General features: G+C 69.1%; 13 protein-coding genes and 2 tRNA genes. 7 read left to right on the top strand and 8 right to left on the bottom strand.

The features are described from left to right. Positions 1-96: 96 nt before the first annotated feature. Complete coding sequence (locus ABZ412_RS12915) at positions 97-1,293, bottom strand: FAD/NAD(P)-binding oxidoreductase (protein WP_357279880.1); 1,197 nt, start codon at positions 1,291-1,293, stop codon at positions 97-99. Between the two features lie 183 nt (positions 1,294-1,476). On the opposite strand from ABZ412_RS12915, the gene ABZ412_RS12910 reads away from it, so the two are divergent. Beyond that, the gene (locus tag ABZ412_RS12910; RefSeq protein WP_357279877.1) at positions 1,477-2,121 is read left to right on the top strand and encodes a DsbA family protein; all 645 of its coding nucleotides are present in this window, start codon (positions 1,477-1,479) and stop codon (positions 2,119-2,121) included. A 74-nt stretch (positions 2,122-2,195) separates the two neighbouring features. On the opposite strand, the gene ABZ412_RS12905 is transcribed toward ABZ412_RS12910, so the two are convergent. Further along, complete coding sequence (locus ABZ412_RS12905) at positions 2,196-3,197, bottom strand: M48 family metallopeptidase (RefSeq protein WP_357280008.1); 1,002 nt, start codon at positions 3,195-3,197, stop codon at positions 2,196-2,198. 438 nt (positions 3,198-3,635) lie between these two features. Between ABZ412_RS12905 and ABZ412_RS12900 the strand changes: the two genes are divergently transcribed. The 3 genes from ABZ412_RS12900 (at position 3,636) to ABZ412_RS12890 (ending at position 5,588) form a co-directional block, all read left to right on the top strand. Next, a complete protein-coding gene (locus tag ABZ412_RS12900; RefSeq protein WP_357090280.1) occupies positions 3,636-4,106 on the top strand; it encodes a ribose-5-phosphate isomerase in 471 nt (156 codons plus the stop codon). Positions 4,107-4,109: 3 nt separating this feature from the next. Continuing rightward, positions 4,110-4,922 (top strand): DNA-formamidopyrimidine glycosylase family protein, encoded by an 813-nt coding sequence (locus ABZ412_RS12895; RefSeq protein ID WP_357279875.1) that lies wholly within the window; start codon positions 4,110-4,112, stop codon positions 4,920-4,922. 156 nt (positions 4,923-5,078) lie between these two features. Then, a complete protein-coding gene (locus tag ABZ412_RS12890; protein WP_357279872.1) occupies positions 5,079-5,588 on the top strand; it encodes a hypothetical protein in 510 nt (169 codons plus the stop codon). A gap of 13 nt (positions 5,589-5,601) precedes the next feature. Here ABZ412_RS12890 and ABZ412_RS12885 read toward each other — a convergent pair whose 3' ends face one another. Continuing rightward, entirely contained in the window at positions 5,602-6,603 is a 1,002-nt protein-coding gene (locus ABZ412_RS12885) for a sigma-70 family RNA polymerase sigma factor (RefSeq protein WP_357280006.1), read from the bottom strand. 154 nt (positions 6,604-6,757) lie between these two features. Between ABZ412_RS12885 and ABZ412_RS12880 the strand changes: the two genes are divergently transcribed. Then, entirely contained in the window at positions 6,758-7,357 is a 600-nt protein-coding gene (locus ABZ412_RS12880) for a dihydrofolate reductase family protein (RefSeq protein ID WP_357279869.1), read from the top strand. 27 nt (positions 7,358-7,384) lie between these two features. Here ABZ412_RS12880 and ABZ412_RS12875 read toward each other — a convergent pair whose 3' ends face one another. The 4 genes from ABZ412_RS12875 to ABZ412_RS12860 all read right to left on the bottom strand — a co-directional run bounded on the left by ABZ412_RS12875 (position 7,385) and on the right by ABZ412_RS12860 (position 10,459). Next, a complete protein-coding gene (locus tag ABZ412_RS12875; RefSeq protein WP_357279867.1) occupies positions 7,385-8,668 on the bottom strand; it encodes a glycosyltransferase family 87 protein in 1,284 nt (427 codons plus the stop codon). Positions 8,669-8,730: 62 nt separating this feature from the next. Next, on the bottom strand, positions 8,731-10,053 hold the full coding sequence (locus ABZ412_RS12870) for a phosphatase PAP2 family protein (protein WP_357280003.1): 1,323 nt from the start codon (positions 10,051-10,053) through the stop codon (positions 8,731-8,733). Positions 10,054-10,273: 220 nt separating this feature from the next. Beyond that, positions 10,274-10,350: transfer RNA gene (locus tag ABZ412_RS12865), tRNA-Pro, on the bottom strand. A gap of 38 nt (positions 10,351-10,388) precedes the next feature. Then, positions 10,389-10,459 (bottom strand) — tRNA-Gly (locus ABZ412_RS12860). Between the two features lie 393 nt (positions 10,460-10,852). Here ABZ412_RS12860 and ABZ412_RS12855 point away from each other — a divergent pair. Beyond that, complete coding sequence (locus tag ABZ412_RS12855; RefSeq protein ID WP_357279865.1) at positions 10,853-11,866, top strand: GGDEF domain-containing protein; 1,014 nt, start codon at positions 10,853-10,855, stop codon at positions 11,864-11,866. A gap of 68 nt (positions 11,867-11,934) precedes the next feature. Then, positions 11,935-12,771 (top strand): DUF1542 domain-containing protein, encoded by an 837-nt coding sequence (locus ABZ412_RS12850; RefSeq protein WP_357279863.1) that lies wholly within the window; start codon positions 11,935-11,937, stop codon positions 12,769-12,771. Here the strand turns inward: ABZ412_RS12850 and ABZ412_RS12845 are convergent. After that, the gene (locus ABZ412_RS12845) at positions 12,708-13,649 is read right to left on the bottom strand and encodes an alpha/beta hydrolase (protein WP_357279860.1); all 942 of its coding nucleotides are present in this window, start codon (positions 13,647-13,649) and stop codon (positions 12,708-12,710) included. The two genes, ABZ412_RS12850 and ABZ412_RS12845, sit on opposite strands and share 64 nt — an antisense overlap. Between the last annotated feature and the right edge of the window lie 16 nt (positions 13,650-13,665).

Here is a 13,665-nt window from a genome sequence, read left to right as displayed (position 1 = left end):
TCCTTCGTCGGCGCGCCGCGGTGGCGCTCTCGCATACAGGTCGGAGCCCCGCACGCCGGATCGACGTATCGCGCAGCCCATGGTGTGTGACGGTGGTCACAAGGCTTCCGGGTCGACGGCCCGGCCGCTCAGGATCAGCTCCTTGATCTTGTCGGTGACATCCCACACGTTCACGTTCATCCCGGCCAGCACCCGATCGTTCGGATCGAGCCAGTACGCCACGAACTCGCGTCCGGCCAGATCACCGCGCACCACCACGCGCGCCTGCTGCCGGGGGGAGACGTAGCCGGTGTACTCCATCCCCAGGTCGTACTGATCGGTGAAGAAATAGGGCAGCCGGTCGTACACGGCGGGCCTGCCGAGCATGGTCAGGGCCGCCACGGCGGGCTGATTGAGCGCGTTCGCCCAGTGCTCCACCCGGATTCGCTGACCCAGCACCGGATGCTGCTGATCGGCGATATCGCCGACCGCGACGATATCGGGGTCCGAGGTGGCCAGGCTCTCGTCGACCAGGACCCCGCCGTCGACCGCCAGCCCGGCCTCCGCGGCCAGCTCGATATTGGGTCGCGCACCCACCGCGACCAGCACCGCGTCCGCCTCGATACGGGTGCCGTCGTCCAGGAGCACACCGGTCGCGCGGCCGTCGGCGGTGGTGATCTCGCTGACCTTCACGTCCGTGCGCAGGTCCACGCCGTGCGCGCGGTGCAGGCCCGCGAACACCTCGCCCATCTCGGTGCCGAGCGCGGCCCGCAACGGAACCGAGTCCGCCTCCAGCACAGTAACTTCCACGCCCGCAGCCCGCGCGGCCGCCGTCACCTCGAGTCCGATCCAGCCCGCGCCGATCACCGCCAGCCGCTGGACCTCGCCGAACATGGCCAGCAGCGCGTCGGAGTCCTCGATGGTGCGCAGCACGTGCACGCCCCGCGCGTCCACCCCGGGCATGCGCAGCATGCGCGGGCGCGAGCCGGTGGCCAGTGCCAGTTTGTCGTATGGCAGCGTCGTACCGTCCGGCAGCGCAACGGTTTTGGCGCCACGGTCCAGGCCGGTGACGGTGGTGCCGGGCATCACCTCGATGTGATGGTCGCGGTACCACTGCGACGGGTCCACGGTGAAGTCGGGCAGCGACTTCTTGCCCAGCAGATGCTCCTTGGACAGCGGCGGGCGCTCGTAGGGCAGATGCTCCTCGGCGCTGACGAGGGTCACCGTGCCGTCGAAGTCATTGGCCCGCAAGGCTTCCGCGAGCTTCGCCGCGGCGAGTCCGCCTCCCGCGATGACGAACCTGGAACTGGTCATGCCGAACCTCCCTGCTCACGCGGCCGGGACAGCTCCACCGGATGTGGCCGTCCTCCCGGCGAGGCCGATATTTCGACCCTAGACCCGGGTGAGTCGGGCGGAGCGGAAATATCGGCAACAATCCGGGTTGTTGCCTTAGGGGAACGGCCGTGTGTCGGCCGTCGACTGTGAAAGGACTTCCTTGTGAGCGACACCAAAAAGGACCGGGTCGACTTCTGGTTCGATCCGATGTGCCCCTGGTGCTGGATCACCTCCCGCTGGATCCTCGAGGTCGAGCAGGTCCGCGATATCGACGTCAACTTCCATGTCATGAGCCTGGGAGTGCTCAACGACGGCCGTGAGGGCCTGCCGCCGGAGTACGTGGAGCTGCTGCGCACCGCGTGGGGCCCGGTCCGGGTCGCCATCGCCGCCGCCCGCGAGCACGGCGACAAGGTGCTGGCGCCGCTGTACACGGCCATGGGCACCCGCTTCCACAACCGCCGCGCCGAGTACGAGCAGGACGGGCCGCGCGCCGACCTGATCGAGGTCATCATCGCCGAGTCGCTGGCCGAGATCGGGCTGCCCGCCGAGCTGGCCGCCGCGGCCACCTCCGTCGAATACGACGAGGAACTGAAGGCCTCGCACCACGCGGGCATGGACAAGGTCGGCCAGGATGTCGGCACGCCGACCATCCACATCAACGGCGTGGCCTTCTTCGGTCCGGTGCTCTCGCGCATCCCGCGCGGTGAGGTGGCGGGCAAGGTGTGGGACGGCGCCGTCGCGCTGGCCTCCTACCCGCACTTCTTCGAGCTGAAGCGGACTCGCACCGAGGACCCCGCCTTCGACTGAGGGGCAGGGCTTTCGGTGATATAGACGCAGATCGGGCGGGGTCCGTGGACACGGACCCCGCCCGATTCGTGTGATCAGTGCGGCCGGTACTCGTGGTACGTGGCGGTCTCGCCGTACTGCGGCGCGGGACCGCCGTACGGCTGCGGAGCGCCGTAGGGTCCGGCCACAGGCGGCCGCTGCGGGGCGTCGGGACGCCAGAACAGCTTGCCGTGGCGGCTGCGGTCGCGCAGCGCCCACATGCGCCAGGTCAGCACCGGATGGCTGGCGGTCGCATTCGCCATCCAGACGAAGAAGCCCTTCTCCTGCGGCGCGCGGTCGGCCATCTCGTCGAAACTGACCAGATTGTTCAGGTACTTGCCCGCCGCCAGCGTCTGCATCGCCGTCGGCGCGCCCTGTGGGCGGTTGCAGAAGCCGTGATTGTCGGCCGTGTACTCCTGCGAGCGGATCAGCGAACTGCCCAGGATCGGCAGGAACGGGGCGAGGAACATGCCCAGCTGCCGCCAGTACGAGACGTGGCCCGCCGCGATGTGCCCGACCTCGTGGCCGATGATGAAGGCCAGCGCCTCGGGATTGCGTGCCGCGCCGCTGATCTCGAACAAGTCGCTGTAGACGACCACGTAACGACGGAAGCCGTGCCCGGAGGCGAAGGCGTTGATCTGGCCGTTGCCGGTGACCACGTAGGCATCCGGGACCCGGGTCATGCCGAAGCGGGCCGCCGCCTCCTGCACCATGCGGAAGCCGTCGGGGAACTGGGTCGGCGACATCTTCACGCCGTTGACGCGCTGCGCGGCGTAGTTCATCCCGCGGCCGAGGTAGACCAGCAGCGGCGCGAACACCAGCACCAGCACGATCTGGTTGGAGGAGCCCGACACCAGCGCGAGCAGCGCCAGCAGGAACGCCAGCACGGTGGCGATGATCACGATCACCAGCAGCGGGATCTCCCAGCTGTGCCGCGCGGGCATCCCGAACGGAGACAGGCCGCGGTTGCCGGTCTGCACCACCGGCGGAGGCGGCGGCGAATACGGTTGCTGCGGAGCCCATCCCGGCGGGCCCACCCGCGGATCCCAGCCGGACATGCCGGTAACGGGGTTCCACGCGGGCTGGGCGCCCGCGGGCTGCGCGGCGGGGTAGGAAGTCGTCGGGTGGGCGTACCCGCCGGTCGGCCGGCCCGGGTGGACGGCGGTGGGCTGGGCCCCGAAGTCGCCGGTCGGATACGGCGGATACGCGCTCGCGGGCTGCGCGGGGTAGCCGCCCGCGGGCCCGCCCGGGTGAGCGGTCGTGTGATCGGCGGACCGATCGGCGTTCGGCTGCGGCTGCTCGCCGCTCGGCGGCTGTCCTTGATCTCCGCTGGCGGATTGCCCCCCGTAGGCGTTCGGCGTGGATGAACTGTCGTCGGACGTCATGCCTGGATAGTACGTTCGCGCGCGTCGCCGGGTCGTGCTCGCCAGGAGTGGCTCACCGCCGGTGACAGCCCCCTGCGTGGGCGGTCGTGCGGGGCTGACAGAATCGCAGCCATGCGCGTATACCTGGGTGCCGACCATGCCGGCTTCGAACTGAAGAACCACGTCAAGGCTCACCTGGAGGGCCAGGGCCACGACGTCGTCGACTGCGGCGCGCTGGAATACGATGCCCTCGACGACTATCCGGCCTTCTGCATCGAGGCGGCCCGCCGCGTCGTCGCCGAGCCCGGCTCGCTGGGCTTCGTCTTCGGTGGCTCGGGCAACGGCGAGCAGATCGCCGCCAACAAGGTGCCCGGCGCGCGTTGCGCCCTCGGCTGGAGCGTGGAGACCGCGCAGCTCGCCCGCCAGCACAACAACGCCCAGCTGCTCGGCATCGGCGGCCGCATGCACTCCACCGAGGAAGCCCTCGCCATCGTCGACGCCTTCATGACCACCGAGTGGTCCGACGAGCCGCGCCACCAGCGCCGTATCGACATCCTGGCCGAGTACGAGAAGACCGGCGTCGCCCCCGCGCTGCCGAACTGACCTGTGCCGGAAGGCCATACGCTGCACCGCCTGGCGAAGCTGCACGACAAGCGCTTCGCCGGCGGTCAGGTCCGAGTCTCGAGCCCCCAGGGCCGCTTCGCCGACGGCGCGGCGCTGATCGACGGCCGCGTCCTCACCCGTGCCGAAGCCTGGGGCAAACACCTGCTCCACCACTACGATTCGGGCGTCACCCTGCACGTCCATCTGGGTCTGTACGGCAAATTCACCGAATCCGCCGTCCCCATGGACGCTCCCGTCGGCGAGGTCCGCATGCGCCTGATCGGTGCGGGGCGTTCCGGCGAAGCACACGGCACCGACCTGCGCGGACCGGCCGCCTGCGAAATCCTCCACGAGCCGGAGGTCGAGGCCCTCACCGCCCGCCTCGGCCCCGACCCGCTGCGCCGTGACGCCGACCCCGACCGGGCCTTCGCGCGAATCCAACGCTCCCAGCGCCCCATCGGCGCCCTGCTCATGGACCAGAAAGTCCTGGCCGGAGTGGGCAACGTGTATCGCGCGGAAGTGTTGTTCCGCCACAACATCTCACCGCACCGCCCCGGAAAGTCCCTGAGCCGCACCGAATGGGACGTCCTCTGGTCGGACCTGGTCGACCTCATGAAGGTCGGCGTCCGCCGCGGCTTCATGCACGTCGTCCGCCCCGAACACGACCACGGCGCCCCCTCCTACGCCGCCGACCGCCCCCGCACCTACGTCTACCGCCGCCTCGGCGAGCCCTGCCGCCTGTGCGGCTCGACTGTCGTCCACACGGTGATGGAAGGCCGAAACCTCTTCTGGTGCCCCACCTGCCAGGCGGGTTGAACCGTGTGGCACGAACGCACCGCCGGAGTCCTTCGGATAGGGGCTCACGCTGATCAATTCACGCCCCCTTCCGCCCTCGAGCCGTTGGAGGTCTCGACTCACCGCGCGCGAAACTCGACGTATCAAGCGTCTTCCGGCTCGGCCCAGTGAATTATGTTGGGCGGCATGCTCAGAACAAGGCGGCATCTGCTGGGACTGGCCGCCGTCACGACCGTTGTCGCCGCGGTGTCGGCCTGCGCGAACCCGCCGGAGGCGCCTGCGCCGCCCGCCGAAGCCCTCCGTCATGACCTCGAGCCCCTGACGTCCCGATGGCCTGCCCTCGCGCAACCCGCGTCGGCGACCTGGGCTGCGGGCGTCGTGGGCGTGGCGGCGACGCCCTCCCGCATCGATTTTCCTGGTCCGTCCGACTACTGGCTCCAAGCCATCGTCACCCTCGACCCCGCCGTGGCCGAATCTCTTCGCACTCGAACCATCACCGGCCCGGCCGCCTCGGCTGCGCCGAATCCTGTTCCCGGGCTCCACGCGGAGCTCGCGCCATCGCTGCCCGCCGGCGAATACCGGACGAGCCGTGAGCTCGATGCCGAGTTCGTCACCGCCGAGTTCAAAACCATTGCCTACCTGCAGGTTTCGGGCAGTGTGCTGGTGCTCGCCGCCCACACTTCGTGATCGGCGCCGGTGCTCACGCACCGGGGAGAGATTGCGGCAGGCCGAATGCGGGGAGGACGGTGTTCTCGAATCGGGTCATGGCGCTGATGCGGTCGCCGGCGAGAGTGAGGACGAACAGGCCGGATCCGTGGGTGCCGAGGGACGGGTGTCGGTAGACACCGAAGGCGGGTTGACCGTTGGCTCGGGTCGGCACCAGGTCGAATCGGTGTGCCGAGTCGAAAACGAGGGCGAAGAAGCGGGCCACGAGGTCTCGTCCTCGGTATTCCAGGGGGATCGGCGGCATCGACATGAAGACGTCGTCGGTCAACAGTGCGACCAGGGCGTCGATGTCGGCGGATTCGTAGGCGGTGACGAACTTCGCCACGATCGCGTCCTCGGCGGGTGAGTCGCCGGCGGGCGGGCGCGGGGCAGTGGTCGGCGGCAGTCGGTCCTGCATTCCGGCACGCGCGCGTTTGAGTGCGCTCTTGACCGATTCGACGGTGGTGTCGAGCATGTCGGCTACCTCGTTCGCGTGGAAGCCGAGGACATCGCGCAGGATGAGGACGGCGAGCTGACGGGGCGGCAGGATCTGCAGGGCGGTCACGAAGGCCAGGGAAATGGATTCGGTTTGCTCGTAGCGCGCCTCCGGGCCGAGCGGCACGCTGATCGCACCGTCCAGCAGGGCGTCGGGATAGGGCTCGAGCCAGTGGATTTCGCCGAGTCCAGTGGGTTCCGGCAGGTCGATTCCCGGGACGTCCCACTGCTTCGCGGGGCGTCGGCGGGCGGAGCGCAGCGCGTCGAGGCACCGATTGGTGGCGATGCGATACAGCCAGGTGCGCAGCGAGGCGCGCCCGTCGAACCGTTCGAGACCTCGCCAAGCCGCGAGCAGCGTGTCCTGCACAGCGTCCTCGGCATCCTGAAACGACCCGAGCATCCGATAGCAGTGCACCTGAAGCTCGCGACGGTGAGGCTCGGTCAGCGCCCGGAACGCCTCGCCGTCCCCGCCTCGCGCCCTCGACAACAGATCCGTTCGCACCGACTCCACTCCCGCCACCTCATTCCCTGTGCGCAGTCCCATCCCGTATGGACGTCGGCGGCGGCGCGAAAGGGTCGGTCGCGGAGCGCCCCCTTCGACAATGCCGCACCGTCCACACCTGTGACAGCCGACAACATCGTCCAAGGAGCAGGAAATGGGAAAGATCGTCATCAGCTCGAACGTCACTCTCGATGGAGTGGTCCAGGACCCGGACGGCGCGGAAGGCTTCACGCTGGGCGGCTGGTTCCACCGGTTCGTGGGGAGCAAGGACCTCGAGGACTGGGCCGCCCGGGAAACGGCGGAGCTGCTGGGCGTCGACGCGCTCCTCCTGGGCAGACGGACCAGTGAGTGGTTCGAGTCCCGGATGCGACCGGGCGGCGGCGCGGAAGCCCGCGTGAGCCCCGAGTGGGCGGACAGAATGAACAGCATCCCCAAGTACGTCGTGTCGTCGACCACCGAACCTTCCCGGTGGAACAACACCACGATCCTCAACGGTGATGCGGCGAAGGAGATTACGGAGCTCGAGCGCACGGTCGCCGGGGAGATCCTGGTCTACGGCAGCTACCAGCTGGTGCGCACCCTGCTGGAACAGAACCTGGCCGATGAACTGCGGCTGGTTGTCTTCCCGGTCGTGCTGGGAAGCGGCCTGCGCATCTTCGACCAGACCGGCGACAAGAAGCCACTGCACCTGGTCGACACCCGAAAGATGGGTGACGGCCTGGCGTTCCACACCTACGAATTCGTGCGCGGCTGACCGCCGCGGCCGACGCCCCGGTCCGGGTTATGCCCGGGCCGGGGTGCGGCGTTTCAGGAGTTGGGCGAGAGCCAGGGTGAGCAGGACGGCGGTGGCGAGGATGTAGATGTCGCCCGGGAGGTGTTGCCACCAGTGCCAGTGGAGTTCTTGGTGTTTGCCGTTGGGGACTATGCCGGGACCGATGAGGAAGAACAGGGCGAAGGTGGCGATCAGGGCGTAGGTGGCGGGAGCCGGGCGGGTGGTGGTCCAGGCGATGGCCGCCACCAGGGCGGGGGCTGCCCAGACCCAGTGGTGGGTCCAGGAGACGGGGGAGACCAGAAGGAGGACGGCGGCGTTCACCAGGAGGGTGGCGACGGTGAGGACCGTCATGGGGGCGGGCGCGGGGACGCCCGCTTCGGTGGCGTCCTTGCGCTCGAGACCGGTCAGGTGGTGCATGAGGTACGCGCCCGCTGCCGCAACCAGGAGCGCGAGGCCGAGCCAGACGATGGTGGCGGTGGAGGAGGAGAAGCCGAAGAGGCGGAAGGCCATGCCCTTGAGGGACTGGTTGCCGACGTAGTCGGGGGAGCCGATGCGATTGGTGTCGATGACGGCGTGGAACCAGTAGTCGCGGGATTCGTCGGGGAGCAGGACGAAGCCGGCGGCGACGACGCCGAGGGCGGTGGCCGTCGCGGTGGCGGCGGCTTTCCAGTCGCGGCGGATGAGGAAGTAGAGGATGAACGCGGCGGGGGTGAGTTTGGTGACGGCGGCGATGCCGACCAGGACGCCTCGGGGCCAGCGGGGCTTCTCGGTGAGGCAGTCCAGGGCCACGGCGGCCATCAGGACCAGGTTGATCTGGCCGAACCACAGGGTGGTGCGGACCGGTTCGACGGCCAGCATGAGGACCACGGCGGACACCGTCAGGGTGAGTTTGAGGCGGGAGTCCAGGTCGGGGCGGACGCGGGACATGACCAGCCAGAGGGTGACGCCGAGGCAGGCCAGGGAGCTGGCGGTCACCAGGAGTTCGGCCAGCCAGAGCGGGACGATCGCGAGGGGGATCATCAGGACAGCGGCCGACGGCGGGTAGGTGAACGGCAGGTCGGTGTGGCCGGCGACGGGGAGGGTCGGGCCGTAGAGGGTGCCGTGCTCGAGCCAGCCGCGGGTGTCGATGCGATACACCTGCAGGTCGAGGAAGCCGTGCATGGCGGAGAAGATCGCCGTGATCGCCAGCGTCAGCAGAATCCCGATCACGATCGGAATGCGAGGCAGGCCCGCGCGGCCGTCAGACTTGAGAGTGCGCAGCAAGCTCTGTTGCCCCGCCCGCGTAGTGATCATCAGGGAGAGGGTAACCCTTTCAAGGTTCGGGCAAAGATGTCCGGATTGCGTTGGGGGAGTGGTTAATCGACGGCAAATCCGTCGATGGGCGTTCGGCCTCCCCAGTGCGCCAGCCGGCTGCCCGGACGCGCGAACCAGGTCGCGTAGAAGAGGAACGTGACGGCCGCCAGTGAGCCCAGCACCACCGCCCCCGCGACGACCGGATACGCGGCCATGGTGTTGGCCAGGAACCGATAGGCCAGCAACAATCCGGCGAGCACCGCCGCGCCGAGCGACACCATGCGGACGCGCGGATGTTCCCACCCGCGTTCGGGATCGCGCAGCGCCGACTCCACGGTCATGCACAGCACCGCGCCCGCCACCAGATCACTGCCGTAGTGGTAGCCGAACCCGAGCGTCGCCAGCAGCGTGCACACCAGCCAGAACGTGCCCGCCCAGCGCAGCCACCGCGGCCCGCGGCGGGAATGGATGAACAGCGCGGTCGCCCACGCGGTGTGCATGGACGGCATGCAGTTGCGGGCGGTCTCGGAGTCGAACAGCATCGGCTGTGGATCCGTGGTGAACGCGGGCCACACCTGCGGCCAGTCCCCGATCTCCAGCCCGTGCCCGAGCGGCCCGTACGCGAACACCGGCCCGACCACCGGGAACAGCACGTACCCGAGCGGCCCGATCACGCCCAGCAGCAAGAACGTTCGCACCAGGTGGTGCCGCGGCCATGAACTCGTCGACACGTGACGCAACTGCCACACGGCCACGACCACCGCCGCCACCGGCAATTGGATATAGACGACATGCAGTACATGCGAGGGGATCGGACCGAGCGTGTCCAGCAGCCGCCCCACCACCCACGCCGGTTCCCCCAGTGCCCGGTCGGCGAGTTGCACGTACTGATCGAGCACCCGCGGCCCGGCGACGATGCTCACCATCAGCCAGGTGTCGGCGAGTTTGGACGCCATGACGAGCAACACGCCGAACGCGATGGCCTGCAAGGCGGTCCGGCGCCGCTCGCCCTCCCATCGGAGCACGACGGCCGTCAGCGCGGTGAGCGCGAGAGTCGGCCCGGTCCCGATCGACACATGCCAGCCACAGGCCACCTGCAGCCCCAGAGTCAGCAGGTCCAGCACTCCCGCGGCAACCAGTGCGATTGCCCGGGTGCGGGCGGGCACCCCGATACAGGCGAGCCCGAGTCCCGCCCACGACACCGCCGCCGACTGCGGATTGGCGAAGTAGTCGTCGACCAGGCTGCGCAGCGGTCCCATCACGCCGTGGGCGGAGGCCCACGCCTGCGCGATGGCCAGCACGAGCACCGCGACACCCAGCCCGGCGGCCGGGACGAGTCGAGAACGCGTCTCGCGGCCGGACAGCACCGAGCCGGGAACGTTCATCTTGTCGTCGACCAGCACCGTAAATCGATAACACAGTGCAAACGGAGGCACAACATCCGGTTACCGGAATCCGGCTTCCGGGTGACTCGACACACCCGGGCGATGGGAGAGATGGGACACAGCCGAAACGGCGGACGGCGCGACGTACCCGCGGGCGCCGTGCGAGTGAAGTGAATTGTCCGCTTCTACCAGTGAAATCGGGGTGGAGCGGCTCGAAAGATGGTCGGGGTGACAGGATTTGAACCTGCGACCCTCCGCTCCCAAAGCGGATGCGCTACCAAGCTGCGCTACACCCCGTTGCGCGTCGCAATCGACGCTCCCGCAGAACGGGAAAGAGCGGGTGACGGGAATCGAACCCGCACCATCAGCTTGGAAGGCTGAGGTTCTACCATTGAACTACACCCGCAGTCACCGCATCCGTGGATGCCGTGTGCGTCAGCACTGTACCGAACCTCACTCCCGGAATGCCAATCAGGTCGCGTCTCCGCACGTCGCGGCCGGTCGGGACCGGCCTCCGGCGCGTCGCGGAAAACATGCCGAAACCGGGTGTAACACCGGAGCTCGGCCAGCGATGAGACATCCGATCGCCATTCGCGAGACAGTGGGAACCTGTTCTGAATCAGGGGTTTTCGATGTCGGGTGGCTTGCTAGGATCCTTTTTGTCCGGACGGGGGTATCTGGAAAGGGGGCGGTGAGCATGCACCACTGGTGTGGCCGACCGCGTAGTAGTGAGTTCGATCCGAAGGGCGTGGCCGGCGCGCACGCCGGCCCTGGCATCACGTACGCGGGGTGAGCGCGCATGCCCATCCGTCTCGATACCCGAACCTCCGCCATCGTGGCGGCGACCATCCGGGAATGGGTGCGGTCGGTGCACCCCGGCGCGAGCAGCGCCGCACTGGGCCAGGCGCCCAGCGTTCCCTCCGCTGACCTCGAGCGCATCTTCGGCGGCGTCATCGGCGAACTGCTGGAATTGGCGGGCTCCGAACCGTTTCCGGTGCGCTCCGCCCGTCGGATCGGCCGCAGCCTCGCGGACGCCCCGTTCGAGCGCACCCGCATGCTCGCCCCCGCCAGCCGCGCGCTGCTCGGGCTCTCGCCGGGCGTGCGCGGGTCGCTGATCGCGACCCGCTGGTCGTTCATCGCCAGCCAGGCCATCGACGCCTACGCCGAGGCGCTGCAGCAGCGCGCCCTGGTCCAGCAGGAGCGCAGCCTGTCCGAGGCGGTGTCGGTGCGGGTGCAGGAGATCGCTGCCCTGCAGACCCGGCTGCGGCACGAGGCCACCCACGACGCGCTCACCGACCTGGCCAACCGCTCGCTGCTGCAGGAGCGGGTGCGGGTGATGGCCGCCGATCCGGCGCGCGGCGTCGGGCTGCTGCTCATCGACCTGGACGATTTCAAGGCGATCAACGACAACTACGGCCACACCGTCGGCGACGAGGTGCTGGTCAGCATCGCGCAGCGGCTGCGGGCGGCCTGTCCGCCGGAGACGGTGATCTCCCGTTACGGGGGCGACGAGTTCGTGGTGGCCCTGCCCGCGCGCCGCAATTCGCTCAGTGAACTGGCCATGCGGGTGCTGGCGGCGCTGTGCGAGCCGGTGCCCACGGCCACCGGATTCGTGCCCGCGTCGGCGAGTGTCGGCACCGCGTTCTGCCCGCCCGGCCGCGAGTGTGATTTCTCGGACCTGCTGCGTAGTGCGGATCGGGCCATGTACTCGGCGAAAACCGCCGGCAAACGACAGTTCGCGGTGTCGGAGCCGGACGAAGAGGAGGTTGATCCAGCCGGTCATACGATCCGCTTCGCCGCGGTAGCCGGCTAGGCCGAAGATTCAGCGAACCCACAGCAGGTAGCAACTAGCTGGCGAATTTCGCCGCGTAGGCTGGTCGCGTGTCTACCGTCGTCGTTCTCCTCCTGGTCATCGTCGTCGTGCTGCTGGCCGTGGTCGCGGTCAATCGCGGGCAACGCTCGCGTGCCGGGACCGAGCTGGCCGACGCCAAGGCCGACGCGCGCCGGGTGGTCGAACGCCTCGGCGGCCAGGTCTACAACCTCACCGGCAGCGACGACGCCTCCAAGCAGGCGCTCGCCGACGCGGGGGAGCGGTTCAACGCCGCGGGCGCGCAGATCGAGCAGGCCGGGACCGCCGCGCAGGCGCGGCTCGCGAAAGAGACGGCGCTCGAAGGGCTCTACTACGTGCGCGCGGCCCGCGTCGCCATGGGGATGGATCCCGGCCCGGACGTGGCCGAACTGGACGGGCAGCGCAGTGCAGGTCGGGTGACCGAGGACCGGGCCATCGAATTCGAGGGGCGCCGGGTCGAGGCCTCGCCCACGCCGTCGCCGTCCACGCCGAACTACTACCCGGGTGGCCGGGTCGCGGGTCGGCCGGTACCTGCCGGTTGGTACTCCGAACCGTGGTGGAAGACCGCCCTCGTCGCCGGAGCCTGGGGTGTCGGGTCCGCCCTGCTGTTCAATGCGCTGTTCAGCGGCATGTCCGGCGTCGGCTATGACGCGGCCGCCTTCGAAAGCGGTTACGGCGACGGCTATCAGGACGGCCTCGACGCCGCCGACGGCGGATATGCCGACGGCGGCTCCGACCAGGGCTCCTACGACCAGGGTGGCTATGACCAGGGCGGCTACGACCCCGGCACCCAGGACTTCGGTGGTCAGGACTTCGGCGGCGGCACCGATTTCGGTGACTTCGGCGGATTCGACGGCGGCGACTTCTGATCGTTCAGGAAGACCTGGATCGCTCGGATCAGCTGTTCGGGCTGATCCTCGGGCGAGAAGGTGCCCGAATCGTGGATCCACTCGATGCGCGCGTCCGGGAAGTCGACGGCCATCCGCTCGGCGTACCGCTCCGGGAAGAAGCGGTCACCCGCCGACCAGGCCAGCAGCACCGGGTTCTTGAAGTCCGCGAAAGTCCGTGCGGCGGACAGGGTGTACCGGCGATCGAGACCGGTGATCGCGCGCCGGACGTCCGCCCGGATGCCCTTCGTGCCGACCGGTAGCGCGTAGGAGTCGCTGGCCGCGCGGTCGATCGGGCGGCGGGCCAACCAGCCGTAGGCGATGGGCAGGCGGCGGATGGGCCGCAGCCGCATGGTCGCCGCGAGCGAGGTGAGCGCGCCCGGGGTGCGGGCCGCCAGGCCCAGGTAGTCGAAGAACGACGGCGGGAAGTTCTCGTACGCGTCGCAGGACGTGAGTACCAGCCGGGCGACGAGGTCGGGGCGGGCGGCGAGCACGAGCTGGCTGACCGCGCCGCCGGAGTCGTTGCCCACCAAGGTGACCGGGCCCAGATCGAGCTGCTCGATGGCCGCGATGACCAGCTCGGCCAGACCGGGCGGGGTCAGGTCGGCGTCGGGCATGGCCGCGGTGTGCGAGCCGAACGGGAGATCGATTGCCACGCAGCGGTATTCGCCGGAGAAGGCGGGGATGATCTTGCGCCACAGGTTGGCGTTGACCAGTAGTCCGTGCACGAAAACGATGGGATCGCCGCTGCCGCTGTCGAAGACGGGCAGTGTGCCCTGCGGGAGTGCGAGTTCGCGGCGGGCGCCCAGTGCTGGATCGCGCCAGGCCGCGGGGGATTGGGGGGAGATGGTGTTCGTCATCCGTAGGACTCCCTCT

This window comes from Nocardia sp. NPDC005746, from assembly GCF_040630785.1.
Taxonomy (GTDB): Bacteria; Actinomycetota; Actinomycetes; order Mycobacteriales; family Mycobacteriaceae; genus Nocardia.
Note: the sequence above shows the minus strand (reverse complement) of the source record. Positions and strands in the feature narration are given on the sequence as shown.